This window comes from uncultured Maribacter sp. (assembly GCF_947500985.1).
In the GTDB taxonomy this organism is placed as follows: domain Bacteria; phylum Bacteroidota; class Bacteroidia; order Flavobacteriales; family Flavobacteriaceae; genus Maribacter.
In genome coordinates, this window is record NZ_CANMTX010000003.1 from 85228 (window position 1) to 111287 (window position 26060).

At 35.1% G+C, this 26060-nt stretch carries 19 protein-coding genes; 14 read left to right on the forward strand and 5 right to left on the reverse strand.

All coding sequences use genetic code 11. The annotated features are described in order from the left end of the window. Positions 1–249: 249 nt before the first annotated feature. The 13 genes from Q0871_RS06780 (at position 250) to Q0871_RS06840 (ending at position 19170) form a co-directional block, all read left to right on the forward strand. A complete protein-coding gene (locus Q0871_RS06780; RefSeq protein ID WP_299320088.1) occupies positions 250–3702 on the forward strand; it encodes a pyruvate carboxylase in 3453 nt (1150 codons plus the stop codon). 172 nt (positions 3703–3874) lie between these two features. Beyond that, positions 3875–5056 (forward strand): DUF4105 domain-containing protein, encoded by a 1182-nt coding sequence (locus tag Q0871_RS06785; RefSeq protein WP_299320091.1) that lies wholly within the window; start codon positions 3875–3877, stop codon positions 5054–5056. Between the two features lie 16 nt (positions 5057–5072). Beyond that, complete coding sequence (locus tag Q0871_RS06790) at positions 5073–6944, forward strand: ABC-F family ATP-binding cassette domain-containing protein (protein ID WP_299320094.1); 1872 nt, start codon at positions 5073–5075, stop codon at positions 6942–6944. Between the two features lie 155 nt (positions 6945–7099). Continuing rightward, entirely contained in the window at positions 7100–7360 is a 261-nt protein-coding gene (locus tag Q0871_RS06795) for a hypothetical protein (RefSeq protein ID WP_299320097.1), read from the forward strand. Positions 7361–7720: 360 nt separating this feature from the next. Further along, positions 7721–7981 carry a hypothetical protein gene (locus Q0871_RS06800; RefSeq protein ID WP_299320100.1) on the forward strand — a complete coding sequence of 87 codons (261 nt, stop codon included), beginning with the start codon at positions 7721–7723 and terminating at the stop codon, positions 7979–7981. Positions 7982–8113: 132 nt separating this feature from the next. Further along, complete coding sequence (locus Q0871_RS06805; protein WP_299320104.1) at positions 8114–8608, forward strand: hypothetical protein; 495 nt, start codon at positions 8114–8116, stop codon at positions 8606–8608. Positions 8609–8639: 31 nt separating this feature from the next. Next, the gene (locus Q0871_RS06810; protein ID WP_299320107.1) at positions 8640–8786 is read left to right on the forward strand and encodes a hypothetical protein; all 147 of its coding nucleotides are present in this window, start codon (positions 8640–8642) and stop codon (positions 8784–8786) included. A gap of 79 nt (positions 8787–8865) precedes the next feature. Continuing rightward, positions 8866–9441, forward strand: coding sequence for a cob(I)yrinic acid a,c-diamide adenosyltransferase (locus Q0871_RS06815; RefSeq protein WP_299320110.1), 576 nt, complete (start codon positions 8866–8868; stop codon positions 9439–9441). A gap of 134 nt (positions 9442–9575) precedes the next feature. Further along, a complete protein-coding gene (locus Q0871_RS06820) occupies positions 9576–9800 on the forward strand; it encodes a DUF2795 domain-containing protein (protein ID WP_027064442.1) in 225 nt (74 codons plus the stop codon). A gap of 216 nt (positions 9801–10016) precedes the next feature. Continuing rightward, the gene (secA, locus tag Q0871_RS06825) at positions 10017–13376 is read left to right on the forward strand and encodes a preprotein translocase subunit SecA (protein WP_299320131.1); all 3360 of its coding nucleotides are present in this window, start codon (positions 10017–10019) and stop codon (positions 13374–13376) included. Positions 13377–13689: 313 nt separating this feature from the next. Next, positions 13690–14910 (forward strand): histidine kinase dimerization/phosphoacceptor domain -containing protein, encoded by a 1221-nt coding sequence (locus tag Q0871_RS06830; RefSeq protein WP_299320133.1) that lies wholly within the window; start codon positions 13690–13692, stop codon positions 14908–14910. A 113-nt stretch (positions 14911–15023) separates the two neighbouring features. Continuing rightward, entirely contained in the window at positions 15024–17543 is a 2520-nt protein-coding gene (locus tag Q0871_RS06835) for a M14 metallopeptidase family protein (protein ID WP_299320137.1), read from the forward strand. A 79-nt stretch (positions 17544–17622) separates the two neighbouring features. Continuing rightward, positions 17623–19170 (forward strand): amidohydrolase family protein, encoded by a 1548-nt coding sequence (locus Q0871_RS06840; RefSeq protein ID WP_299321249.1) that lies wholly within the window; start codon positions 17623–17625, stop codon positions 19168–19170. Between the two features lie 167 nt (positions 19171–19337). Here the strand turns inward: Q0871_RS06840 and Q0871_RS06845 are convergent, their stop codons facing one another. The 4 genes from Q0871_RS06845 to Q0871_RS06860 all read right to left on the reverse strand — a co-directional run bounded on the left by Q0871_RS06845 (position 19338) and on the right by Q0871_RS06860 (position 24664). Beyond that, positions 19338–19595 carry a hypothetical protein gene (locus Q0871_RS06845; protein ID WP_299320140.1) on the reverse strand — a complete coding sequence of 86 codons (258 nt, stop codon included), beginning with the start codon at positions 19593–19595 and terminating at the stop codon, positions 19338–19340. A 274-nt stretch (positions 19596–19869) separates the two neighbouring features. Then, positions 19870–21225 carry a DEAD/DEAH box helicase gene (locus Q0871_RS06850; RefSeq protein WP_299320143.1) on the reverse strand — a complete coding sequence of 452 codons (1356 nt, stop codon included), beginning with the start codon at positions 21223–21225 and terminating at the stop codon, positions 19870–19872. Between the two features lie 200 nt (positions 21226–21425). Next, on the reverse strand, positions 21426–23879 hold the full coding sequence (locus Q0871_RS06855) for an FtsX-like permease family protein (protein ID WP_299321252.1): 2454 nt from the start codon (positions 23877–23879) through the stop codon (positions 21426–21428). Between the two features lie 95 nt (positions 23880–23974). Continuing rightward, on the reverse strand, positions 23975–24664 hold the full coding sequence (locus Q0871_RS06860) for an ABC transporter ATP-binding protein (RefSeq protein ID WP_299320147.1): 690 nt from the start codon (positions 24662–24664) through the stop codon (positions 23975–23977). Between the two features lie 62 nt (positions 24665–24726). Between Q0871_RS06860 and Q0871_RS06865 the strand changes: the two genes are divergently transcribed. Next, positions 24727–25464: an arylesterase gene (locus Q0871_RS06865; RefSeq protein WP_299320151.1), complete on the forward strand. Its 738-nt coding sequence runs from the start codon at positions 24727–24729 to the stop codon at positions 25462–25464. On the opposite strand, the gene Q0871_RS06870 is transcribed toward Q0871_RS06865, so the two are convergent. After that, the gene (locus tag Q0871_RS06870) at positions 25461–25700 is read right to left on the reverse strand and encodes a hypothetical protein (RefSeq protein WP_299320154.1); all 240 of its coding nucleotides are present in this window, start codon (positions 25698–25700) and stop codon (positions 25461–25463) included. The two genes, Q0871_RS06865 and Q0871_RS06870, sit on opposite strands and share 4 nt — an antisense overlap. Positions 25701–26060: the final 360 nt, after the last annotated feature.

The window sequence follows — 26060 nt, forward strand, 5'->3', positions numbered from 1 at the left end:
TATTCTAACAAATTAAAGGTAGACAACCATCAAATTCACAACCACTTAGGCTTATCGTATTAAAATATAAACTACCTTCTCTGAGATGATATCACAAATTAGTTCCTAAATGAAAAATATTATGCATGCATAGTATTGTTTAGTTGATATTTTAGAATTAAATTATAGCCTTTGTAACAATTTCAGATAAAAAATGAAGTTTTATAACAAATACAGATAAACACTAACCATTAAATACAGTACCAAAAAATGAAAATTAAAAAGGTTTTAGTAGCCAATCGAAGTGAAATTGCAATTCGTGTATTGCGCGCCTGTTCTGAACTGAACATTAAAACAGTTGCCATTTACACCTATGAAGACCGCTATTCACAACACCGAAATAAAGCAGATGAATCTTATCAAATTGGTGAAGACAATCAGCCTTTAAAACCTTATTTAGACATTCCGCAGATTATAGCTTTGGCAAAGGCTAAAAACGTAGATGCCATTCACCCAGGTTATGGTTTCTTATCAGAAAATTCTGAATTCGCAAGACAGTGTGCCGCCAATGATATTATTTTTATTGGTCCTGACCCAAAAGTAATGGATGCTCTGGGCGATAAAATTACCGCTAAGAAAGTTGCCGTAAAATGTAATGTTCCAATCATTGAGAGTAATAAAAAGAAATTAACTTCTTTAAAAGTTGCATTGACTCAAGCCGCAACTATAGGTTATCCCATAATGTTGAAAGCTGCTTCTGGTGGTGGTGGGCGTGGAATGCGTATCATTAGAAAAGATGAGGATCTAGAAATGAATTTCGATTCTGCTAGAAACGAAGCATTAAACGCATTTGGCGATGACACCATGTTTCTAGAAAAGTATGTCGAAGACCCTAAACATATTGAAGTACAAATTGTTGCAGATAACCATGGCAACATTCGTCATTTACATGAACGAGATTGTTCAGTTCAACGTCGTCACCAAAAAGTGGTAGAGATAGCACCGTCACACAATGTTAGTGAAGATGTAAAACAGAATCTTTACAAATATGCCGTTGACATTGCCCAAGAAGTCAACTATAACAATATTGGTACGGTAGAGTTTTTAGTAGACCCAGATGATAACATATATTTCATTGAGGTAAACCCAAGAATACAAGTGGAACATACGGTTACAGAAATGGTTACTGGAATCGACTTGGTAAAAACTCAAATTTTCATTGCCGGAAATTATAAACTAGATAGTCAACAGATTAAAATATATGGTCAAGAAACTATTGCTACCTATGGTTTTGCATTACAATGTCGTTTAACCACAGAAGATCCAGGCAATAATTTCACTCCCGATTATGGTACTGTAACGACATACAGAAGTGCCTCTGGTATGGGAATTCGCTTAGATGCCGGTAGTATCTACCAAGGGTATCAAGTGAGTCCGTTTTTTGATTCGATGTTGGTAAAGGTTTCATCTCACGGCAGAACATTAGATGGCGCAACCCGTAAAATGGTACGAGCTTTAAAGGAGTTTAGAATTAGAGGAGTTAAAACCAATATTCATTTTCTTCAGAATGTTATACAACACCCTACTTTTAAAGACGGTAAGGTTACTGTCAATTTTATACAGAACACCCCTGCCCTATTCAAGATAAAACTACCACAAGATAGAACATCCAAAGTTGTCAACTTCCTTGCCGAAGTTATTGTCAATGGTAATTCTGATGTTAAGTATATCGACGAAAACAAGGTCTTTAGAAATGCAAAGGTTCCAAAATTCAATCCGCTAGAAGCACATCCGAAAGGAACAAAAGATATGCTAACAGAAATGGGTCCCGAGAAATTTTGTGCTTGGTTAATGGATGAAAAGAAGATTCATTACACAGATACCACAATGCGCGATGCGCACCAATCGCTATTAGCAACAAGAATGCGAACGTATGATATGTTGCGAGTTGCAGAGAGTTATGCAAAGAATCACCCAAATACCTTTAGTATGGAAGTTTGGGGTGGTGCAACCTTCGATGTAAGTATGCGCTTTTTACACGAAAGTCCGTGGACACGTTTACGCGAATTACGTAAAGCAGTACCGAATATATTATTTCAAATGCTACTTCGTGGATCTAACGGAGTTGGGTACAAAGCATATCCTGATAATTTAATTGAAAAATTCGTTGAGAAATCTTGGGAAAACGGCGTGGATATTTTTAGAATTTTCGATTCATTGAACTGGGTAAAAGCGATGGAACCAAGCATTAATTATGTACGTAATAAAACTGGTGGTATCGCAGAAGCTGCTATAAGTTATACTGGTGATATTTTAGATATCAACGAAACCAAGTATACTCTAAAATATTACACACAGCTGGCAAAAGATCTAGAAAATGCCGGTGCACATATGATTGCCATAAAAGATATGGCAGGTCTACTGAAGCCTTATGCTGCTACCGAATTGGTTTTAGCGTTAAAAGACACGGTTAAGCTACCTATTCATTTACATACGCACGATACCTCTTCTTTACAGACGACAACGTATCTAAAAGCTATTGAGGCTGGTGTTGATGTGGTCGATGTCGCTTTAGGAGGATTATCTGGATTAACCTCTCAGCCAAACTTTAACTCTGTAGTTGAGATGATGAAGGGTCAGCCAAGAGCGCATGAGTTTGATATGCCGAAACTAAATCAGTTTTCTAACTTCTGGGAAGATACAAGAGAATTGTACTACCCTTTTGAGTCTGGATTAAAAGCGGGTACTGCAGAAGTGTATTCACATGAAATACCCGGCGGACAGTATTCTAATTTGCGTCCGCAAGCAACTGCTTTAGGTTTAGGTGACCGATTTGAAGAAGTAAAAACGATGTATGCCGAGGTAAATAAACTATTTGGCAACCTTATTAAAGTAACACCGAGTTCAAAAGTGGTTGGTGACATGGCAATTTTCATGGTAACTAATAATCTTACTACAGAAGATGTTATGACACGTGGTGAAGAAATATCTTTCCCAGATTCTGTAATCAGTTTCTTTATGGGAGACTTAGGTCAGCCCGTTGGCGGATTCCCTAAGAAACTTCAGAAAATCATTCTTAAAAACAAAAAACCATATACGAACAGACCAAATGCACATTTAGCACCAACTGATTTTGACAAGGAATTTAAAGCCTTTAAAAAGAAGTTTCAAAAAGGGTTTACACGTGGTATTGAAATGGAAGATTTTCTTTCGTACACCTTATACCCAAAAGTGTTTGAAAAAGCACATGAAAACTATAAGCTGTATGGCAATTTAGCGCTGGTACAAACAAAGCATTTCTTCTACGGTATGAAACTTCGTGAAGAAACCTTAATAGAGTTAGAACCGGGTAAAACGGTAATCGTAAGGTTACTCTCTGTCGGCATACCTAACGAACTAGGCTTGCGAACTGTATTCTTTCAAGTAAACGGAGAAAACAGATTTGTTGATGTTTTAGATACTTCTTTAAATCTTAAGATCGAATCGAATGAAAAGATAGATTTAGAAAACCCGAACCAAATTGGTGCTCCTCTACAAGGTTCTTTATACAAGGTATTGGTCAAAAAAGGTCAAACCATAAAAGAGAACGATCCTTTATTTGTAATTGAAGCCATGAAAATGGAAACTACGGTTACTTCTTTTAAAGCCGGTACAGTTACTTCTGTGAGTCTAAAAGAAGGTAGCATGGTAAAACAAGACGATTTAATTGTAACTATTGAATAACCATTAAAATCTAAATAATGTATTTAAAAAAGCCACCTCTAGAGGTGGCTTTTAGATTTGTATAAAACAGCGCTTTACGGAAATAGTTAATTGACATAAAATTATAAAAAACCAATATCTATGAAGTCTGTTATTATTCGCATCTTTGCACCTGCTATGAGCTAGTAAAAGTATGTTCAGAAAAATCACGTTTTTAATTCTACTTTTTACTGCATTTTGGGGACATTCTCAAAATGCACAACTATCTCCATTATCAAAAATCAGTTTATTGACTGTAGGCACAGGTGAAGACTTAGCTGCCAAATTCGGGCATAGTGCCATACGACTACAAGACCCAACTTTAGGCATCGATGAAGTTTATGGTTACGGTACGTATGATTTTGAAGACCCTAATTTCTATTTAAATTTCACAAGGGGTAAGTTATCATACACCATATCTAGAATGCCGTTTAAATACTTTGACTACTCATACCAGCAAGAAAAGCGGTGGATTAGAGAGCAAGTTTTAGATGTAGACTTAGAACAACGCAACCAGATTGTCACTTTTTTAGAGCACAACTTACTGCCTGAAAACAAGAAATATAAGTACGACTTTTTGTTTGATAACTGTGCCACTAGAATACCCATGGTATTTGAAAAAACTTTAGGGAGCACATTTAATTTTGATTATAATTATTTAGAAGATCAACTGACATTTCGCAAGTTAATCCGTTTGAAGTTAAATCCGAACTCTTGGTCTAATTTCGGTATTGACCTTGCGTTAGGTTCTGTAATTGATAGAGAAGCAACACCATACGAACATTTGTTCTTACCAATTTATGTGTACGAGCAAATGAAACACACCACGCTAAATGGCAAGCCGATAGTTAAAAGTGAGTCTGTCATTTTAGATATTCCTGAACAAGAATACCGCTCTCTTATATTTCTAACTCCTTTATTTTGGCTTAGTATTTTACTGGCATTGGTTAGCTACATCACCTATACCGATTATAAAAACTTACGAAGAAACAAATGGTTAGACTTCGGACTATTCTCAGTTACGGGACTAGCTGGTGTTCTTATTCTTTTCCTTTGGTTTGGTACAGACCATTTAGCAACCAAAGCAAATTTTAATTCGCTGTGGGCATTTACCCCAAATATCATAATAGCATTTATGATGATAAAAAAGCAGATTCCGGCATGGATGATTACTTACATCATATTTTCAACCATATTACTAGGCATTACTTGTATGCTGTGGCTGTTTAAAATTCAAGTGTTTTCCATATTACTAATTATCGTTTTACTAGCATTGGCTATTCGTTATTTATATCTCATCTATTACTTTAAGAGTAAACAACTAGCTAAAAAATAAAATCAAGTTACTTTACATGAATCTACTTACCGTTGAAAATATTTCGAAATCCTATGGCGAAAATGTTCTTTTTGAGAATCTATCTTTTGGCATCAACAAAGACCAAAAAATTGCTTTAATCGCTAAAAACGGTACAGGAAAAACTTCTATACTAAATATATTGTCAGGGGCTGACTCCCCCGATTCAGGTCAGGTGAACTACCGTAAATCTACACGCGTTTCCTTTTTGGCTCAAGAGCCGGTAATGGATCCAAACTTAACTGTAGAAGAAACTATTTTCGCTTCAGATAATGAGGTACTGACAGTATTGGCTAATTATGAAAAGGCATTACTAAACCCTGAAGATGCAGATGCTTACCAAAAAGCATTTGATGCGATGGATCGCTTTGAAGCTTGGGATTTTGAAACTCAATACAAACAGATTCTTTCAAAGTTAAAACTTGACGATTTAGATGCCAAAGTAGGCAAGCTCTCTGGTGGACAAAAGAAACGTTTGGCGCTTGCCAATGCGCTAATCAATAAACCAGATCTTTTGGTATTAGATGAACCTACCAACCATTTAGATTTAGAAATGATCGAATGGTTAGAAGAATTCTTCGCTAAAGAAAACATGACACTATTTATGGTAACACACGACCGTTACTTTCTAGAGCGTGTATGTAATGAAATTATTGAGCTTGAAAACGGAAAGCTTTATCCGTATAAAGGAAACTATTCTTACTATTTAGAAAAAAAAGAAGCCCGTATAGAGCAAGAAGCCACAGAGCAGCATAAAACAGAATTACTATTTAAAAAGGAATTGGATTGGATGCGTAGGCAACCAAAAGCCCGTACTACCAAGTCTAAATCTAGAATAGATGATTTTGCCGTCATTAAAGATAAAGCTAGCCAACGCAGAAAAGACCATCAAGTTCAGCTAGAGTTGAATATGGAACGTGTGGGTAGCAAAATTCTTGAACTTCATAAGATTTCTAAATCCTTCCCTGGTAAGCCAATTCTAGATAAGTTTGAATATGTTTTTCAAAAAGGAGAACGTATTGGTATCATTGGTAAGAATGGTACAGGTAAATCTACCTTCTTAAATATTTTAAGTGGACGCGACCAACCAGACAGCGGTAAGGTGATTGTAGGTGAAACCATCAAATTTGGTTACTACACACAAAAAGGTATTGAAATAAAGGCAGGTCAGAAAGTAATCGATGTTATTCGCGAGTTCGGAGATTACATTCCTTTAATGAAAGGCAGACAGATTTCTGCACAGCAATTATTGGAACGTTTTCTATTCGACAGAAAAAAGCAATATGATTTTGTTGATAAACTAAGTGGTGGTGAGCGTAAGCGACTATACTTATGTACGATTTTGATTCAGAATCCAAACTTCTTGATATTAGATGAGCCTACCAACGATTTAGATATTGTAACGCTAAATGTATTGGAAAGCTTTTTAATGGATTTTCAAGGATGCTTAATGGTAGTATCTCACGACCGTTACTTTATGGATAAGATAGTAGATCACCTATTTGTATTTAGAGGTGATGCTGTTGTAGAAGATTTTCCAGGTAACTATTCAGATTACAGAGCATACGAAGACAGTCAGGTATTAGAGAAACGTGAGCAAAAAGAAGTTCAAAGTGCTCCTAAAACTAGCTGGAAAGAACCAGATGCTTCACCAAAAATATCTTATGCAGACCAACAGGAGTTCAAAAAACTAGAACGCGAAATTCAAAAATTAGAAAAAAAGAAGGTTACTATACAAGAGAAGTTTACCGATGGCTCATTAAGTGGTGATGAAATTAAAGACCTAGGCATAGAACTTAAAGAAGTGACCGATACTATAGAAACTAAGACCGAGCGTTGGTTTGAGCTTTCAGCAATAATGGAAGGTTAGATTAGAGTAACACATTTATTTCCGAATACATTTTACAGCTTCGTTGACCGTAGACGAATGATTTTTACCATTCGTCTATAGATGAATGACGCCCAACGACGTGCTTCAAAATATGTTTGTTCATCCCTGTACTTTAGCAGTGTAAAACAAATATTATGAAATCAATTATTCTTTTAACCGCTCTTTTCTTCTCTACTTTCTTAGTACAAGCACAAGCTAACAACGAGAATGTTTCTTTAGAGATCGAAACTATACAAATAGAGATGGTTCAAACAATTGAAAGTAATGATATCATTGTTCCAACAATCGAAACTGAAAACACAATGGAAGTTGCAAGATTGTACAAGAACAAAAACAACAGAGTAATCAAGGCTTTAAAATTCTCAACAAAATTAAATAGAGCTAAACTTTCTTAATACAATTTTAAATATCCTTTTCGCCCCAAATCGAGACCTACCCATTTCTTACCAAAACTTACTATTAAATTCAATCTCAAAAATCAAGTTCAAGCTCAAAATTCAAAAATCATTCTCAAGTCAAAATGACCATTCAACCGTATATCATATATTTCTGTAATAGTTAATTTCGTTATAATTTAAAAGCAGACAACATCAATACTTACGGTTAATGAGCGCACTATTAAATTCTTGGTCTGCCTCCTATAAATTTAATAACCGAACCTAAATTACCATTCGTCTATAGATAAATGACGCCCAACGACGAGCGGTAAAATATGTTTGTTCATCCCTGTACTTTAGCAGTGTAAAACAAATATTATGAAATCAATTATTTTTTTAACCGCTCTTTTCTTCTCTACTTTCTTAGTACAAGCGCAAGCTAACAACGAGAATGCTTCTTTAGAGATCGAAACTATACAAATAGAGCTGGTTCAAACAATTGAAAGTAATGATATCGTTGTTCCAACAATCGAAACTGAAAACACAATAGAAGTTGCTAGATTATACAAGAACAAAAACAACAGAGTAATAAAGGCTTTAGAATTCACAACAAAAGTGAGCAACGCTAAACTTTCTTAATACAATTTCAAATATCCTTTTCGCCCCAAATCTATACCTACCCCGTTTCTTTCCAAAACCTATTTTTTTATTGATTACAATTCTAAGTTCAACCACTATCTTTACTTTTTAAATCCATTGAAAAAGTAAATCGTGTTCCGTTTTATATCCTTCATTAAATTTATACTTACTTCTACCAATCAACATGGGGTTCATTCACCTTTTGTTTATGATTACATTACCAAATGTCTTTACAAGAAAAAGCAACTTAAGCTTCCGACAACCCTAAAGGTGCTTATTAAAAGTATTACCTATTTTAAATACGATTCTATATGTTTAATAGGAGATTATAAAACATCCGAAGAAAAAATAAAACAACATTTCCCAACTATTTCAATTACAGAAAATAATGCCGACATTACCGTTTGCAACATATCTGACCTTAGTGATACTAATTTAGATATCAACAATTTATCTAATGATTGCATGCTACTCTTAGATGGTATACACACCAGTAAAAAAAACTTTAAAACCTGGAAACATCTTACAGAATTAAAGCACGTTCGTGTTTCTATAGATATGTTTTATTGCGGAGCCCTATTTTTTAGGAAAGAACAAGTAAAGGAACATTTTAAAATACGGATATAAACCAGTAATTTTAGACTAAAGCAAATTTTTAATGAGCAGTAATACTATTTATATTACCCTGGGTATTGTTTTCGCTATTTACTTAGCCATTCGCATTACTAGTAAAGGTAAATCTAGCGAGCGAAAATCAAGAAAGTTCATGGGAGATTATGAACGTAAAGACAAGAAAGAGAATTAATTGTTCAAAGTTTTCACTTTAATAATTCTCACTATTTATTATTAAATAACCTACACCATTACTTTCTACAATTTATAAAATGAAAATATATACCAAAACAGGAGATGACGGCACTACCGGACTTTTTGGAGGAACACGTGTACCTAAACATCATATTCGTATTGATAGCTATGGTACCGTAGATGAATTGAATTCGTGGCTAGGTCTTATTAGAGATCAAGACATCTCCCCTATTTATAAGCAACAACTTACATCCATTCAAGAGCATTTATTTGCTGTAGGCGCAATTTTAGCTACAGATCCAGAAAAAGAAATACTCAAAAACGGTCAAGAGCGATTAAAAATAACAAAGGTAGGTACTACTGAAATCAATTTTTTAGAACAGGTTATAGACGAAATGGATAGTCAATTACCACCTATGACCCATTTTATACTTCCGGGTGGTCATACAACAGTGTCATACTGTCATATTGCCCGTACTGTTTGTAGAAGAGCCGAACGAATTTCAACTTTATTATTTCAAACAGAGCCATTTGACAAAAATGTGTTATCTTTTATCAATAGGCTTTCAGATTATCTTTTTGTATTGGCACGAAAATTGTCTTATGATTTACAGGCGGATGAAATAAAATGGATTCCTAAAAAAAAGGACTAATAATTCTGTAATTTATTCGTTATCAATAAACAAATGCAAAAAAAGCACGAGATAAATATGAAATTTATTATTAATTTCTTTGCTGTCTCAATTTAAAAATTACTTTTGCAAAAAATTAAAATTAAACTATTACTATGTATTGGACATTAGAATTAGCATCTTATTTAAGTGATGCACCTTGGCCGGCAAGTAAAGATGAGTTAATAGATTACTCCATCAGAACTGGAGCCCCTCTTGAAGTCGTAGAAAATTTACAATCTATGGAAGAAGAAGGTGGCGAAATATATGAATCTATCGAAGAGATTTGGCCTGACTATCCAACGGAAGAAGACTACCTCTGGAACGAGGACGAATATTAATATTCGATATCATAATAACTACAAAAAAGTCTCTTCGGAGGCTTTTTTTTTATGTAATTTTGGCAGGTTATTAGGTTAAACTGTCCAAATATCAAGACTGGAATACCTTTTGCTCTTAAACAGCATCGATTATAATTGTCGAATATAAAATATTTTGAAAGCTATTCTTACTAGAATAATAGTCAGAAAAGCTTCAATTCTAATAGTTTAAAATATATGAGTTTCATTAATTCCATCCTAAAGGCATTCGTTGGTGATAAATCACAAAAAGATGTAAAGGAATTACAGCCTTTAGTAGACCAAATAAAGTCATTCGAATCGAAGTTAGAATCCCTTAGTCACGATGAACTTAGGCAGAAAACAATAGAGTTCAAGAAGGCTATTCAAGAATCTATCAAAGAGAAAACAGATCAAATAAGTACTTTAGAAGAAGAGGTAAAGAACTCTACAGATATCGACAAAAACGAAGATCTTTACACAGAAATAGATAGATTAAAAGAAGAATCTTATACTATTTCTGAAGAGACTTTAAATAAAATACTTCCTGAAGCTTTTGCTGTTGTGAAGGAAACTGCAAAGCGTTTTGCAAATAATGAAACTTTAGAAGTGACAGCTTCTGAATATGACAGAACGTTGTCAGGTTCTAAAGAATATGTCACTCTTGAAGGTGCCAATGCTATTTGGAAAAACTCTTGGGATGCCGCAGGTAAAGAGGTTACTTGGGATATGGTACATTATGATGTACAACTTATTGGTGGTATTGCCATGCACCAAGGTAAAATTGCAGAGATGCATACTGGTGAAGGTAAAACCCTTGTTGCTACCCTACCTTTATATTTAAATGCTTTAAGCGGTAATGGTGCACACTTAGTAACCGTTAATGATTACTTAGCAAAAAGGGATAGTGCTTGGATGGCACCTATATTTCAATTTCACGGACTTTCTGTAGATTGTATCGATTACCACAGACCAAATTCTGATGGTAGAAGAGCAGCCTACAATGCCGATATTACTTACGGTACCAATAATGAATTCGGTTTTGATTACCTGAGGGATAATATGGCGCATACGCCAAAAGATTTGGTACAACGCCCTCATAATTATGCCATGGTCGATGAGGTCGATTCAGTTTTGGTCGATGACGCTCGTACACCATTAATTATATCTGGCCCAGTACCAGAAGGTGATCGTCATGAGTTTAATGAACTAAAACCAAAGGTTGACGAAATTGTAAGAAAGCAGCGCCAGCATTTAACTGGTGTTTTGGCAGAAGCCAAAAAATTAATCGCAGAAGGTGATACAAAAGAAGGTGGTTTCCTTTTACTTCGCGTATACCGTGGGTTACCTAAAAATAAAGCATTAATAAAATTCTTAAGTGAAGAGGGAGTAAAACAATTGCTTCAAAAAACAGAGAATTATTACATGCAAGACAACAACAGGGAAATGCCAGTTGTTGATGAAGATTTATTGTTTGTAATTGATGAAAAGAACAACCAAATAGAATTGACCGATAAAGGGGTTAATTATATTTCTGGAGAAAACGATAAAGATTTCTTCGTGATGCCAGATATTGGTGGAGAGATTGCCAAAATTGAAAATCAAAATCTTGAAATTGAAAAAGAAGCTGAACTTAAAGAAGAGCTTTTTAAAGATTTCACTATTAAAAGTGAACGTATACATACCATGAGCCAATTATTAAAGGCTTACACCCTATTCGAAAAGGATACGGAATATGTGGTAATGGAGAATAAAGTAATGATTGTTGATGAGCAGACCGGTCGTATTATGGACGGTCGTAGATACTCTGACGGTTTACACCAAGCAATTGAAGCAAAAGAGAATGTAAAGATCGAAGCATTAACACAAACTTTTGCAACGGTTACATTACAGAACTACTTTAGAATGTACAGCAAACTTGCTGGTATGACAGGTACTGCTGTTACCGAAGCTGGTGAATTCTGGGAAATCTACAAGTTAGATGTAATGGAAATTCCAACGAACAGACCTATTGCTAGAGAAGATAAAAATGATCTTATCTACAAAACAAAAAGAGAAAAATACAATGCTATTATTGAGGAAGTAACCAAAATAAGTCAATCAGGCAGACCTGTATTGATTGGTACAACCTCTGTAGAAATATCAGAATTACTATCTAAATTATTGAGTGTACGTAAAGTCCCTCATAATGTACTGAACGCGAAACTTCACAAGAAAGAAGCGGATGTAGTTGCCGAGGCCGGTAATGCAGGTATTGTAACTATTGCAACCAACATGGCTGGTCGTGGTACCGATATTAAATTGTCTGACGCTGTTAAGAAAGCAGGCGGACTAGCAATTATAGGTACAGAAAGACATGATTCTCGTCGTGTAGATAGACAGTTAAGAGGTCGTTCTGGTCGTCAAGGAGATCCAGGAAGCTCTCAATTCTATGTTTCGTTAGAAGATAACCTAATGCGTTTATTCGGTTCTGATAGGGTTGCTAAGATGATGGATAAAATGGGCTTAGAAGATGGTGAAGTTATTCAGCATAGCATGATGACCAAATCTATTGAACGTGCTCAGAAAAAAGTGGAAGAAAACAACTTTGGTGTACGTAAACGTCTTTTAGAATATGATGATGTTATGAACGCGCAACGTGAAGTTGTGTATAAAAGAAGACGTCATGCATTACAAGGCGAGCGTTTAAAGCTTGATATTGCCAATATGGTCTATGATACCTGTGAGGTCATCGTAGAAAGCAATAAAGCTGCAAGTGATTTTAAGAATTTAGAATTTGAATTGATCAAATACTTCTCAATTACATCACCTGTAGATGAAGCTGAGTTTGGTAAAATGACAGCTCAAGAAATTACCGGTAAAATTTATAAGGCTGCATACGAGTATTATAATGATAAAATGGAGCGTAATGCTGCAGCGGCTTTCCCTGTAATAAAAAAGGTTCATGAAGATAATGCCAATAACTTTGAGCGTATTATAGTTCCTTTTACTGACGGAATTAAAAGCTTGAATGTAGTAACTAACCTTCAAGAAGCATATGATAGTAACGGTAAGCAATTGGTTACCGACTTTGAGAAAAATATCTCATTGGCTATTATAGATGATTCGTGGAAAACACATCTTCGTAAAATGGATGAGTTGAAGCAATCGGTTCAATTAGCTGTTCACGAGCAAAAAGATCCTTTATTAATTTATAAGTTCGAAGCATTTGAACTTTTTAAGTCGATGATTGAACAAGTAAATAAAGATGTTGTCTCTTTCTTATTTAAAGGAGAACTACCTTCTGAAAATCCTAATGCGATTCAAGAAGAAAGAAACGTTCAACCCAAAGAAAACTTACAGACGTCAAAAGAGGAAATTCCTAATAGTGATGAATTAGCGGCACGTAGTAGAGCGGTTAGTCAAAATCAGGCAGAACGACCAGCGGTTACCGAAACCATTACTAGAGAACAACCAAAAATTGGAAGAAACGAACGCGTAACCATTAAAAATGTAATGAGCGGCGAGAGTAAAACAGTAAAGTTCAAACAAGCTGAGCCACTTTTACAAAACGGTTCATGGGTGTTAACTCAAGATTAAATTAGATAATATTATTAGTATTAAAAAGGCATCCAATAGGATGCCTTTTTAATTTACTCTTTCTAACAAGCTATAAATAAACATGATAGAAAAGAATGTAAATATTTATTCTATTTTATGATAATGCAGAGAAAACTACAATTAACAATTGATTTAATATTTTTAACCATTATTTAGGTAAAAAAAATATGTAATTCAGAAAAATATTACTGGTTTTTATCATACTAAAGCAGAAAATACTAGTATAATGATAAAAACATAATTAGATTTACATTACGTAATTCGTATATTTTATAGTACCTAAATAATATCTATGCCCGGATTTACCATTGACAAAGAACGTCTTCAGGATAAAACCAAACTTTTTTTAAGGGTAAATTATGCCACAAGCATCATCTCCATACTTTTTGGAGCTTTATGTTATTTCATATTGAACATAACCCAAGTAATACCTTTTTTACTCGTTGGCTTTGCAATATTGAATATTATAAATATTTTATATTTTAAAGTTCATAAAAACATAATACCAACTTTTAATTTTTCATCTATAATAGGTTTAATTACCGCTGTAATTGTTACCGTTTATAGTGGCGGTATTAATAGTCCATTTATATTCATGATTCCGTTAATCGCCTTTGGTGGATTCATAAATAGCACTAGGTACGGTAGGGTATATTTTAATATAATAACTGTACTGATCCTTCTAGTTTTCACACAGTCCATACCTGAATTACGTATTACAGAAAATTTAGTTCCAGAAGAATCAAGTTCAGTATTTAGTCTTGTATCAATACTGTTTGCTGTATTCATATTAGGAAACACCTTAGGTAAAACACTTCTAAAAACCTATAATGCCATGTACAGTTCCAAAAAAGAATTGTCAAATCAAGTGCATGAAAAAGAAAATCTATTAAAAGAAGTACATCATAGGGTAAAAAACAATTTACAAACCGTTTCTAGCTTATTGAGCCTACAATCTAGAAATATAGAGACAGGACCAATGAAAGGGCTTTTAAAGAGTACTCAAAACAGAGTAATCGCCATGGCTATGGTACATGAAATGCTATATATGCGAAATGATATAAGCCACATTGAATACAAATCTTACGTACAAGATTTAGGCGAATATTTAATTCGTTCCATAAAAGGGAATGATAATAACGTAGATTTAATAATTGATATTCCTGATATAAAATTAGGCATAGATACCGCAATCCCATTAGGTCTCTTAATTAATGAAACTTTGACCAATGCCTTAAAATATGGTATTGAAAGTGATAAAGAAGGAGCAATAAGTATTAAGTTACAAAAAAATCTGGAGCAAGAAAATTGCTATATTTTAGAGATTGGTGATAATGGAATCGGCTTTCCAGAAACCATTAATTACAAAAACACTAAATCTTTAGGTTTAAAATTAATACATAATCTTACCAGACAATTAAGAGGAACAATACAACGTGATGATGCTAAAAAAGGAACTAACTACATTATACAGTTTCAAGAAATAAAGCAACAATTATCTCCAACAGTTTAAATTAATTAATCAATTTTTATCACTATCATAATAATAAAAGCGAAGCATAGTAATGCTAGCTAATCTTTATAGTAATACCTATATTTAAGCGACTAACATTCAAACCACGCTTAATGATCAAAAAATTACTACTATTGGTATTCCTTTATGGCAGTACCATTTCAGCACAAGATTATTTCTATCAAAAATTTCAACCTTTCAATTCCGAAATACCAACTCCCGAGGCATTCTTAGGTTACGGTATAGGTGAACACCATACAAGACATGACCTTATTGTTGCATACCTTGAAAAAATAGCAGAAGTTTCAGACAGAGCATCTATAGAAGAGTACGGCAGAACGCATGAGGGACGAAAACTAGTTATGTTAACCCTAACTACACCAGAAAATCTAAGCAACTTGGATCAACTACAAGAAGATCATTTAGCTTTTACAAATCCTACAAAGTCAGTTTCCAATTATAATGAAGTTCCCATCTTCATTAATCTAGCATACAATGTACATGGTAATGAACCTTCTAGTTCAGAAGCCGCATTGCTTACAGCATATACATTTGCGGCTTCAGAAAATCCTGAAATATTAAATTATTTAAAAAACGCTGTCATTTTTATAGACCCAACAATTAACCCTGATGGTCGAGATAGACATACCCAATGGGCTAACACATACCAAGGAAGTCCTGAAGTAGCAGACCCACAAGATGTTGAGCACAATGAATACTGGCCAATGGGAAGAACAAACCACTATTGGTTTGACTTAAACCGAGATTGGTTATTAGCAATAAATCCAGAAAGTAGAGGAAAATTAAACTGGTACCATAACTGGTATCCAAACGTAGTTACAGATTTTCATGAAATGGGTACGCAAAGCACCTATTTCTTTGAACCTATGAAAACAAATGCCTCGTATGACCCTATAATACCAAAAGAGAATTATGAAGATTTGAATACGCTATTTGGAAACGAATTTTCTAAAAGTTTAGATAGTATTGGATCACTTTATTTTACAAAAGAAGTATTTGACGGTACCTATCCAGGGTATGGATCTTCATATCCAGACCTTCAAGGTGGTCTTGGATTGTTATTTGAACAAGCCAGTTCTAGAGGACATAAACAAACTACAGCATTTGGAGAAATTACATTTGCTTTTACCATAAGAAACCAATATGTCTCTGGTATTACAACTGTAAAAACAGCAGTGAACAATAAAAAATATATGCGCAAGTATCAGCAGAGATTCTTTAAGAGTGCCTTAACCAATGCTGCTAAAAGTAAAGTTAAGGGCTATACTTTTGGAGATGTTCATGACAAAAACAGAACAAAGGCATTCATAGATAAGTTATTGCTACATAAGATAGACGTTTATCGTTCTGGAGATTCATTTACAGTACCTACACAACAGCCGCAATACAGAATGGTACAGACTATGTTTGAAACGTATGAGAAATATAGAGATAGTGTTTATTATGATGCTTCGGCATGGTCGGTAGCCAACTTTTATAATATGAAGTACAAGTCGACAAACGCACCTAACCTTGGCGATAAAATTACTGAAACAGAAAATTTAATCTCTATAAGTCCCGTGCAAAAATCTGACTATGCCTATGTAATGGATTGGGATGATTACAATGCACCTGCCGCACTTGTCTATTTACAGAAAAAAGGTATCGTTGCATCTTCTGCGGCAAAGCTGTTTAGTATAAAAACTAAAAAGGATACCAAAAAATTCAATTATGGCGCTGTATTAGTTCCTGTAAGCCTCCAAAAAGAAGATGCAGCTGCAGTTTATAAAAGCATTAAAGAAGCGCAAGAAAAATTTGATGTGCCTATTTATGCTGTAGATTCTGGACTTAGTTTAGAAGGAGTCGATTTAGGAAGCGGCAATATTTCGCCAATCAAAAAAACAAAGACCGTAATGCTGATTGGAGATGGTGTAAGTTCTTATGAAGCAGGGGAAGTTTGGCATTTGCTAGATACTCGTGTTCACATGCCTATTACTAAAATACCAATGCGCAATTTCAACAAGGTAAGTTTAGACAAGTACAATACCATGGTTATGGTTTCTGGAAAATATAACCTTACTGAGAAACAAATGTCTAAAATTAAAGATTGGACCAGTAAGGGCAATACCCTTATAACTATAGGTACGGCTAGTAAATGGGCTATTGAGAAAAAGTTAGTAAAAGAAAAACTTACCAAAACGGAAAAAGATTCAACCGAAATCGCTGTTAGAAAACCATATGTAGATGCTCGTGAAAATATTGGTAAGGAAAGTCTTGGCGGGGTCATTTTAAACGTTGATTTAGATATTACCCACCCGCTAGCTTATGGGTATAGAGATAGCAGCATTCCTGTTTATAAAAATAATTCAGTTTGGCTAACACCTAGTAAAAACTCATATGCCACCGTTGCTAAATATGCTAAAAATGCACATATAGACGGATTTATTACCGAGAAGAATATGCAAGAAAATATATTAAATTCAGCATCTCTTATCGTCAGTAAATTAGGCAGTGGAAGAGTAGTTCTTTTTGCTGACAACCCAAATTTTAGAGGGTCATGGTATGGAACGAATAGGTTATTTTTAAATGCACTGTTTCTAGGAGATAAAATAAAAGTACCTTCTGAAAATTAACATCAATTCACTAATAATTAATTCATACGGCAAAATGATAAAAATAAAAGCACTAGTAATATTAGGGATTGTCTTTTTAATGACGACCCCTTTATTATCGCAATCGTTAGAAGGCGATGGTCCACATTCTCAATTAATAATTAGAGGCGTTATGCTCATTAACGGTAATGGAGCACCACCACAAGGTCCTGTAGATATTGTAGTAGAAAACAATATCATTAAAGAAGTAAAAGTTGTTGGATACCCAGGCGTAGCTATAGACGATAGCAAAAGACCACAATTAAAAGCAGGTGGTAAAGAATTAGATTGTACAGGCATGTATTTAATGCCAGGCTTTATAGATATGCACACACATATTGGTGGCGATGCACAGGGTGCAGACCCAGATTATGTGTTTAAACTGTGGATGGCACATGGGGTAACCACTGTACGTGAAGTTGCCGGTAGGGGTATTGACTTTACGCTGGATCTAAAGCACAAAAGTGAGAAAAACGAAATCATTGCGCCACGTATTATCTCCTACACTGCATTTGGGCAAACAAGTAAATCATTCAATCCATTGAACGATATTCCTATTTCTACTCCCGAGCAAGCAAGAGAATGGGTACGCGCCAATGCTAAAAAAGGAGCTGATGGTATTAAGTTCTTCGGAGCCGAACCAGCAATAATGGCGGCAGCACTTGATGAAAATAAAAAATTAGGATTAGGATCAGCATGCCACCATGCACAAATGAGCGTAGCCCGTTGGAATGTGCTACATTCTGCCAGAGCCGGTCTAACTTCAATGGAACATTGGTATGGTTTGCCTGAAGCTTTGTTCGATGATAGAACCGTACAAGATTTTCCTTTGGACTATAACTACCAAAACGAACAACACCGCTTTGAGAACGCTGGTAAATTATGGGCACAAGCTGCAGAACCTTATTCTGAGCATTGGAATAATGTAATGAATGAATTATTGGCATTGGATTTCACCATGGATCCAACTTTCAATATTTATGAAGCTAGTAGAGATTTACAGCGCGCTAGAAGAGCTGAATGGCATGAAGATTATACATTGCCTTCTTTATGGGAATTCTATCAACCTAGCAAGGTATCTCATGGTTCTTATTGGCATGATTGGGGTACAGAGCAAGAAGTTGCCTGGAGAAACAATTATAAACTGTGGATGACCTTTATCAATGAATATAAAAATAGAGGTGGTAGAGTAACAACAGGATCAGATTCGGGGTTTATATTCCAACTATACGGTTTTGCTTATATACGAGAATTGGAACTTATGCGTGAAGCAGGTTTTCATTCTTTAGAAATTATACAATCTGCCACATTAAATGGAGCTGAAGCATTAGGTATGGATGACAAATTAGGTTCGGTAACTATAGGCAAATTGGCAGACTTTGTCATTGTTGAGGAAAACCCGCTTCAAAATTTCAAAGTACTTTATGGTACGGGAGCTATAAAACTTACCGAGGATAACGAGGTGGTTCGTGTTGGTGGTGTAAAATATACTATTAAAGATGGAATCGTCTATGACTCCAAAGCACTACTGGCCGATGTTAAGAGACAAGTAGATGAGGCTAAAGCTAAAAGTAATTATACTATTAAGCAGCCTGGTATAAAAAATTAAAACTTACGTTTGTTTACCGGCACTTTAATTGGACGCACTTTTTTTTCATTTTTTGTAGTAAAAGCTATAGTTGCAATAACAATAAGTGCTGGTATTATAATTGAAAGTAACATCATAATTAAAAATTTATAAAGTGCTTAATTGCACCTTACTGTATAAAGCAAAGATTATGCCAACTTACTGTATGACTTCTTGGTAATAAATGCTAATTCTTTGTTAACCCTAGCATTTTTGTATCTATACAAACGTGCTATTGACGTTTCAGCAGTAATTGTAATCGATTTCTTGTTGCTAATATCGTCCCGGCTATCAACCAAAACAATACCCATTTCAGTAGCGTTAACTTTATCATCTGTTTGGGGAGTTTGTGCTAATGCTAATGCGCCAGCGAAAATTATTATTACTAAGGTTACAAGTGCTTTCATATCGTAATGTTGAACAATGTAAAAGTACTTTGAGGTATACGATTAAGCATCTTGACCTCGCTAAACTGCTGTAATTTTCGGCTAGTGTAAAAATCTGAGATGAATCGACAAAAAGTGTCGACGAACGGTTTTTGACCTAAAAACACCACACCGACTCGGTGTGCATTTAATCGATAATTTAAATATGTGAAGTTTAAAATACCTCTAAAATTGGGGTCCAAAAGACTAACCTATATGTAGGAAATAGAATGAATTAAAATGAAGCAAATGAAACTTACTTTTTGTGTCTTCCACGTTTACCGTAGTTCTTATCACCACGAGTTTTCGATTTCGTATATTTCTTTTTAATGATACGCTTATAAGAGCCACCTTGGTTTTCCTTTTTATTCTTGTCAGACTTTTCATGAAAACTAGCTCCACGTTCATCTTCATTAATATTCAAAGGATTTTCGTGCTCCCTATGTTTAGGTTGCTCGTCGAAAGTAAGTTGAGTTGAGATTTCAACATCATTAGGTAATGGTAGTAAATTGACTTTATGCGACATTAATTCTTCAATGGCATCTTTAGCCTCTTCTTCTTGCTCAGTAAATAATAGAATAGAAGTGCCTTCTTTCTCTGCCCTACCCGTTCTACCAATTCGGTGCATGTAGTTTTCAGGATATGTCGGAGTATCAAAATTTATAACGTGAGATATCTCTTGTAAATCTAATCCACGAGCCATAACGTCGGTAGTTACCAAAATACGATTCTTACCCTCGTCGAATTGATTAATAGAACGTAGTCTATAGTTTTGTGTTTTGTTGGAGTGAATGATACAGATTTCTTCACTGTAAAACTCAGCCAATTCTTTAAACAGTAAATCGGCACTTCGCTTACTAGAAACAAATACCAATACCTTATGGTACATTTCTTGGTCCTGTAATAAGCTTACCAATAAATTTACTTTCGTATAAAAATTAGGCGTAGCGCACCCGTATTGGGTAATATTTTCTAGTGGAGTTCCACTTACGGCAATGGCAATTTTCTGAACACCAGTAAAGAAATCGGTTATGAACAATTCAATATCATCGGTCATCGTAGCCGAAAACATAATATTCTGTCTCTTTTGAGGTAATAGCTCAAAAATATTAACAAGCTGAAACCTAAAGCCTAAGTCCAGCATTACATCGACCTCATCAATTACAAGTTTCTTCACTTGTTTTAATTGTACAGCCTTTGTAAGAATCAAGTCATACAATCTTGCAGGCGTTGCCACCAGAACATCGGTACCTAATGCCAAAGCCTCTTTTTGGCGCAACATACTTTTACCTCCAAATACACCCAGAACTCGAATGCCTGCATATTTTGCTAGTTTTTCTGCCTCTTCGACTACTTGTACCACTAGCTCACGCGTAGGCACAAGAATAATTACCTTAGGATGTATATCTTTAGAAAAACTGAGCGTATTTAAAATAGGAAGCAGATAGGCAAATGTTTTACCAGTACCCGTTTGGGCTATACCTACTATATCGTTACCACTCATTACAATAGGAAAAGCTTTCTCTTGAATTGGAGTTGTGTTTTCAAAACCTAAATCAGCCAAGGCTTTCTCTAAGTTTCTAGAAATCTTCAAATCGGTAAACAACGCCATAACAATCACTTTTGTAATTAAAGCGCAAAGCTATGCCGATTAGTTGACAAATCACGAAAAGTGAGGCATTTATCGGTAATTAAGTCAAAAAATGACTTTTAAATCTAAAAGAGTAAAGAACATTTCCTTTACAAATGTCCTTATTAATATAGTTTACTTTTTAAATTAAAATCAATACTAAGTTTTAAAACTTAAAAGAATTAACTCCCCTCTTTCCGTAACACCTGCAATGGCGGACTATTTAACACTCCTCTACTATTCATTAATCCGATAGCTAAAACCAATAACGTAATGCCCGGCAAAACCACCAAAAACGGTATCCAAGAAGGAATAAAAGGTGTGTCGAAAATAAAATACGCCAGTAAAAAACTACTCACTAAAGAAAGCAACACTCCTACTCCGCTACCTAAAACACCAAGAAATAAATATTCTAAAGCATTTATTTTTAAAATCTGTTTACTCTGGGCGCCAAGAGTTCTTAGCAAAACACTCTCACGAATTCGTTGGTATTTACTATTACGAACAGAACCTATTAAGACTATGATACCAGTAAGAATACTAAAGAATGCCATGAAGGATATAACCCATGAAATCTTATTTAAAATATTCTCGACCAAAGTAACCACTTGTCTCAAATCGATGATTGAGACATTGGGAAATTTCTTCACAAGCTCTCGCTGCAGATCAGCTGAAGACTTTTTATCTGGTGCATTGGTGGTCAACACATGAAACTGTGGTGCATTTTCTAACACTCCTTTAGGGAATACAATTGAAAAATTAAGTTGCATACGTGCCCAATCTACCTGGCGAATATTACCAACAACGGTAGTCATTAATTTACCCTGAACATTAAATAATAAGGTATCACCAATAGTTACCAAAGCATCATTTGCTACATTATCTGCCAGCGAAATAGGTATTACTTTAGCATTCGGAGCAACAGAAGGTATCCACTCCCCTTCTAGTAACTTTTCAGAACCAATCATAGAATCTCTATAGGTTGTTCTAAACTCGTGGTTAAGAATCCATTTGTTCACTCGGGTAGTCGAATCTAATCGAATATCATTAACATCTCGATCTTTTATACGCTCTAAACGCATGGTTACAATCGGAATATTATCTATAACAGGAAGTCCCTTTGGCGTAATTGTATTTGCTACAGCATCCCGTTGGTCTGTTTGTACATCAAATAATATCAAATTCGGACTCTCAGCACTCGCTTCGAACGAGGTTTTGGCAAGTAGAAAATCTTTAGTGAAATATAAAGTACTTATTAAAAATGTACCAATCCCAATGGCTAAAATCAGTACTACTGTTTGATTATTAGGCCTGTATAAGTTTAAGAGACTCTGTCTTGCTGCAAAGCTCCAAGATTTTGGAAAATAACGTTTTATCAATCGCATAAATAGAATTGACACTCCCGCTAAAATTGAGAAGCTTATTAATATACCTGCAACGAAACTTAATGCGAACTCCCATCTTCCCAATAACCAAAAAGCGAATAACAATACAAAAAGTACAATGGCAACCACAACCCATATTTGATAAGGTCTTGCCTTTTTACTCGTATCTTCTTGTACTCGTAATACCTGTAAGGGCGATACAAACCATGTATTTACTAACGGCGACAAAGCAAATAAAACAGACATACAAACTCCCAGTAATAAGCCGACAAATATTGCTTGAAAAGAAGTAGAAATTTCTACCTGAAAGGGTAAAAACTCTTGTAGTATAAGCGGAAATGTCTGTTGTAACAACAAACCTATTACCGTACCTATGAGTCCGCCCAACAAGCCCATTCCTGCAATTTGAATAAGATAGATTAAAAACGTTTGCTTTCGTGTAGCGCCCAAACATTTAAGAACCGCTACCGCTTTTAGTTTCTCTTTAATATAAATATGTACAGAGCTGGCAATACCAACGCACCCTAAAAGAAGTGCAATAAACGCCACCAAATTTAAGAATCGACCAACGTTTTCATACCTACGACCTAGTCGCTCACTGGTATCTGTATGGGTATCCATATCAGCATTTTCAGCATCTAATAACGGATCTACTTTTTTGCTCAGTGCTTCTAAATCTGCTTTATCATCATTGAAATAGTAATTGTACCCCAAACGGCTACCACGTTGCAGGAGGCCACTTTCTTTCATAAAACGAAATGGCACAATTATAGGTGGTGCTGCTGTCGCACCGATACCAGTACTACCAGGTGCTGTGATCAACGACCCAACAATGGCAAAAGTGGTTGTACCCAACTTTACACTGTCACCTGGTTTCAAATTATATTGAAGCATTGCAGTGGCATCAACTAATGCACCACCTTTTTCTAAATATTCTTTTGCAGCTGAGGCAGGTTCCGTTTCTAACTCGCCATAAAAAGGAAAATTACCTTCAATAGCACGTACCTGTACCAATTTTGTAGCAAGGCTTTTGGGGAATGCTGCCATCGAGGCAAAATTGACCTCTCTAGCATCATAACCACCTAAAGAATCCATCAATTCAGTAACACGTTCATTGGCAGGCTGATTGCTATCAATAAGAAAATCGGCACCCATTAGTGCTTTTGATTGCAAACCAATATTATCTTTAAGATTATCGCTAAAAGATTGAATAGATACCACTGCTGCTATACCTAGAATAATAGATGCCATGAACAATAACAGTCGTTTACCGCTAGCTTTGCCATCTCGCCAAGCAATTTTCAACAACCAATTAAATCCGGCTTTTGATGTTCTTTGTGTTAGATTCAAGATATAGAAGTGGTTTCGTTGATTACTATTTTACCACCCTTAAGTCGTAATACATGTTTATTCAGATTAGCCAATTCTAGATCATGGGTAACAATAACCAATGTAGTGCCCATTTCTTTATTAAGGTCAAATAATAATTTGATGACCTTTTCGCCAGTTTCCTCATCTAAATTACCCGTTGGCTCATCGGCAAAAAGTATAGAAGGCTTATTAGAAAACGCTCGTGCCAAAGCAACCCTTTGCTGTTCACCACCAGATAATTGAGATGGGTAATGATCATGACGATCACCCAAACCAACTTTAGAAAGCAACTCCATAGCATCTTTAGAAGCATTAGGGGCTCCCTGTAATTCTAAAGGTACACTTACATTCTCTAAAGCTGTTAATGTAGGTAGTAATTGAAAGTCTTGAAAAATAAATCCAACTTTTTCATTTCTTAGTAACGCTCTTTGATCTTCATTAAGACCACTTAAATCTTCACCACAAAGTTCTATTACTCCCTCGTTGATTTCATCTAATCCGGCGCAGAGCCCTAATAATGTAGTTTTTCCACTACCTGAGGGACCAACAATTGCAAAAGTATCGCCTTCTTCAATAGAAAAAGAAATATCATCAATTACTGTCAAATTCTTAGATCCGCTTGAATACGTTTTCTTTAGATTACGTACGTTTAATATCTTTGTCATAAATCATTTTGGTACAAGAGAACAAAATAAAGAAATGATTTGGAATCTAATCAGTTAAGATTATGTTGAAAGTATTAAAGTTTCGTTATTTTTTATTGGTGTTGTTGTTCGTTGGATGTGGAGAAACTCCAGAAAAGAAACCATATGACACCCAAACAGAAGCTGCAAGTAGTGTTGAAAAGGAAGATATTTATGCGGATGACAAATTAATATTGTTCTATGGAAACAGTCTTACCGCTGCGTATGGCTTAGATACGAAGGAAGGATTCCCTAATAGAATTCAACAACGTTTAGATTCTTTAGGATTAGATTATAAGGTAATCAATTCCGGATTGAGTGGTGAAACTACCTCTGGAGGATTAAATCGTTTAGACTGGGTACTGAATCAGCCCGTAGATATTTTTGTTTTAGAATTAGGTGCGAATGACGGATTGCGTGGAATACCCATTACAGAGTCTATGAATAATTTACAGCAGATGATTGATATGGTGAAGGATAAAAATTCTGAAACTCAAATAATATTGGCAGGTATGCAGATACCGCCAAATATGGGTGCAGATTATGCATCTCAATTTAAGATGATGTATCCTGCCTTGGCAAAATCCAATGATATACTATTGATTCCGTTTTTATTGGAGGGGGTTGCCGGTATTCCGAAATTGAATTTAGAAGATGGAATTCACCCAACTGCAGAAGGACAGCGAATAGTAACCGGAAATGTTTGGGAAATTTTAAAAACTATTGTGTTACCTAAAGGGGGAACAGAGGTAACCAAGGAACTTGTAGAAGAATTAAACTAGGCGAAATAAACTGTTCGTACTCTTGCTTTAAAAAGTAAGGCTTGTTTAACTCGTGCATTTTTGACTTTGTAAAACCTTGCAGCTGTTTGAAAACCCTGAGCGTTTACGTCAGACTTTAATGCTACATCTGCCATGGGCATAACAATAGTCTGTACTTTCGTGTCTGGTGACTTCGATTGTGCTTGGGACTGGGTTCCCAAACAGATAACAAGGAATAAAAAAATAATTGCACGCATAATTAAGTAGGTAAATTTGGTTTATAGATAACCCTCTACTTGTAAGTAAACGTATTTCGAATTCGACAAGAGGTATGGTTTTTACGATGAAAAGTTTACTTTTCGATGTATCACTTCTTTTTGTAGTCCTTTTTCCTACAAAATAATCTTCCACTAGACCCCGAATTTGTGCAGTTCATCGAATTAATGTGTTTTTTCCTACAAAATATGGTTTTGTGGGTTGGAGGGACTACAGTAGGGAGTTTAAAAATTAGAAGTGTGAATATAGGATTGAGAGAATAGCTTTTAGAAAATAGATTAGGGCTTTTGGTTGATGGTTGTTAGACATAAAATCAATTTAGCTTTGCTAAATCTATTTTT

What these genes read in the sequence shown, in the direction of transcription:
- Q0871_RS06780 (WP_299320088.1), top strand. Translation starts at nt 250, where the DNA reads ATGAAAATTAAAAAGGTTTTAGTAGCCAATCGAAGTGAAATTGCAATT.
- Q0871_RS06785 (WP_299320091.1), top strand. Translation starts at nt 3,875, where the DNA reads ATGTTCAGAAAAATCACGTTTTTAATTCTACTTTTTACTGCATTTTGG.
- Q0871_RS06790 (WP_299320094.1), top strand. Translation starts at nt 5,073, where the DNA reads ATGAATCTACTTACCGTTGAAAATATTTCGAAATCCTATGGCGAAAAT.
- Q0871_RS06795 (WP_299320097.1), top strand. Translation starts at nt 7,100, where the DNA reads ATGAAATCAATTATTCTTTTAACCGCTCTTTTCTTCTCTACTTTCTTA.
- Q0871_RS06800 (WP_299320100.1), top strand. Translation starts at nt 7,721, where the DNA reads ATGAAATCAATTATTTTTTTAACCGCTCTTTTCTTCTCTACTTTCTTA.
- Q0871_RS06810 (WP_299320107.1), top strand. Translation starts at nt 8,640, where the DNA reads ATGAGCAGTAATACTATTTATATTACCCTGGGTATTGTTTTCGCTATT.
- Q0871_RS06815 (WP_299320110.1), top strand. Translation starts at nt 8,866, where the DNA reads ATGAAAATATATACCAAAACAGGAGATGACGGCACTACCGGACTTTTT.
- Q0871_RS06820 (WP_027064442.1), top strand. Translation starts at nt 9,576, where the DNA reads ATGTATTGGACATTAGAATTAGCATCTTATTTAAGTGATGCACCTTGG.
- secA (WP_299320131.1), top strand. Translation starts at nt 10,017, where the DNA reads ATGAGTTTCATTAATTCCATCCTAAAGGCATTCGTTGGTGATAAATCA.
- Q0871_RS06830 (WP_299320133.1), top strand. Translation starts at nt 13,690, where the DNA reads ATGCCCGGATTTACCATTGACAAAGAACGTCTTCAGGATAAAACCAAA.
- Q0871_RS06835 (WP_299320137.1), top strand. Translation starts at nt 15,024, where the DNA reads ATGATCAAAAAATTACTACTATTGGTATTCCTTTATGGCAGTACCATT.
- Q0871_RS06840 (WP_299321249.1), top strand. Translation starts at nt 17,623, where the DNA reads ATGACGACCCCTTTATTATCGCAATCGTTAGAAGGCGATGGTCCACAT.
- Q0871_RS06845 (WP_299320140.1), bottom strand. Translation starts at nt 19,595, where the DNA reads ATGAAAGCACTTGTAACCTTAGTAATAATAATTTTCGCTGGCGCATTA.
- Q0871_RS06850 (WP_299320143.1), bottom strand. Translation starts at nt 21,225, where the DNA reads ATGGCGTTGTTTACCGATTTGAAGATTTCTAGAAACTTAGAGAAAGCC.
- Q0871_RS06855 (WP_299321252.1), bottom strand. Translation starts at nt 23,879, where the DNA reads ATGGCATCTATTATTCTAGGTATAGCAGCAGTGGTATCTATTCAATCT.
- Q0871_RS06860 (WP_299320147.1), bottom strand. Translation starts at nt 24,664, where the DNA reads ATGACAAAGATATTAAACGTACGTAATCTAAAGAAAACGTATTCAAGC.
- Q0871_RS06865 (WP_299320151.1), top strand. Translation starts at nt 24,727, where the DNA reads ATGTTGAAAGTATTAAAGTTTCGTTATTTTTTATTGGTGTTGTTGTTC.
- Q0871_RS06870 (WP_299320154.1), bottom strand. Translation starts at nt 25,700, where the DNA reads ATGCGTGCAATTATTTTTTTATTCCTTGTTATCTGTTTGGGAACCCAG.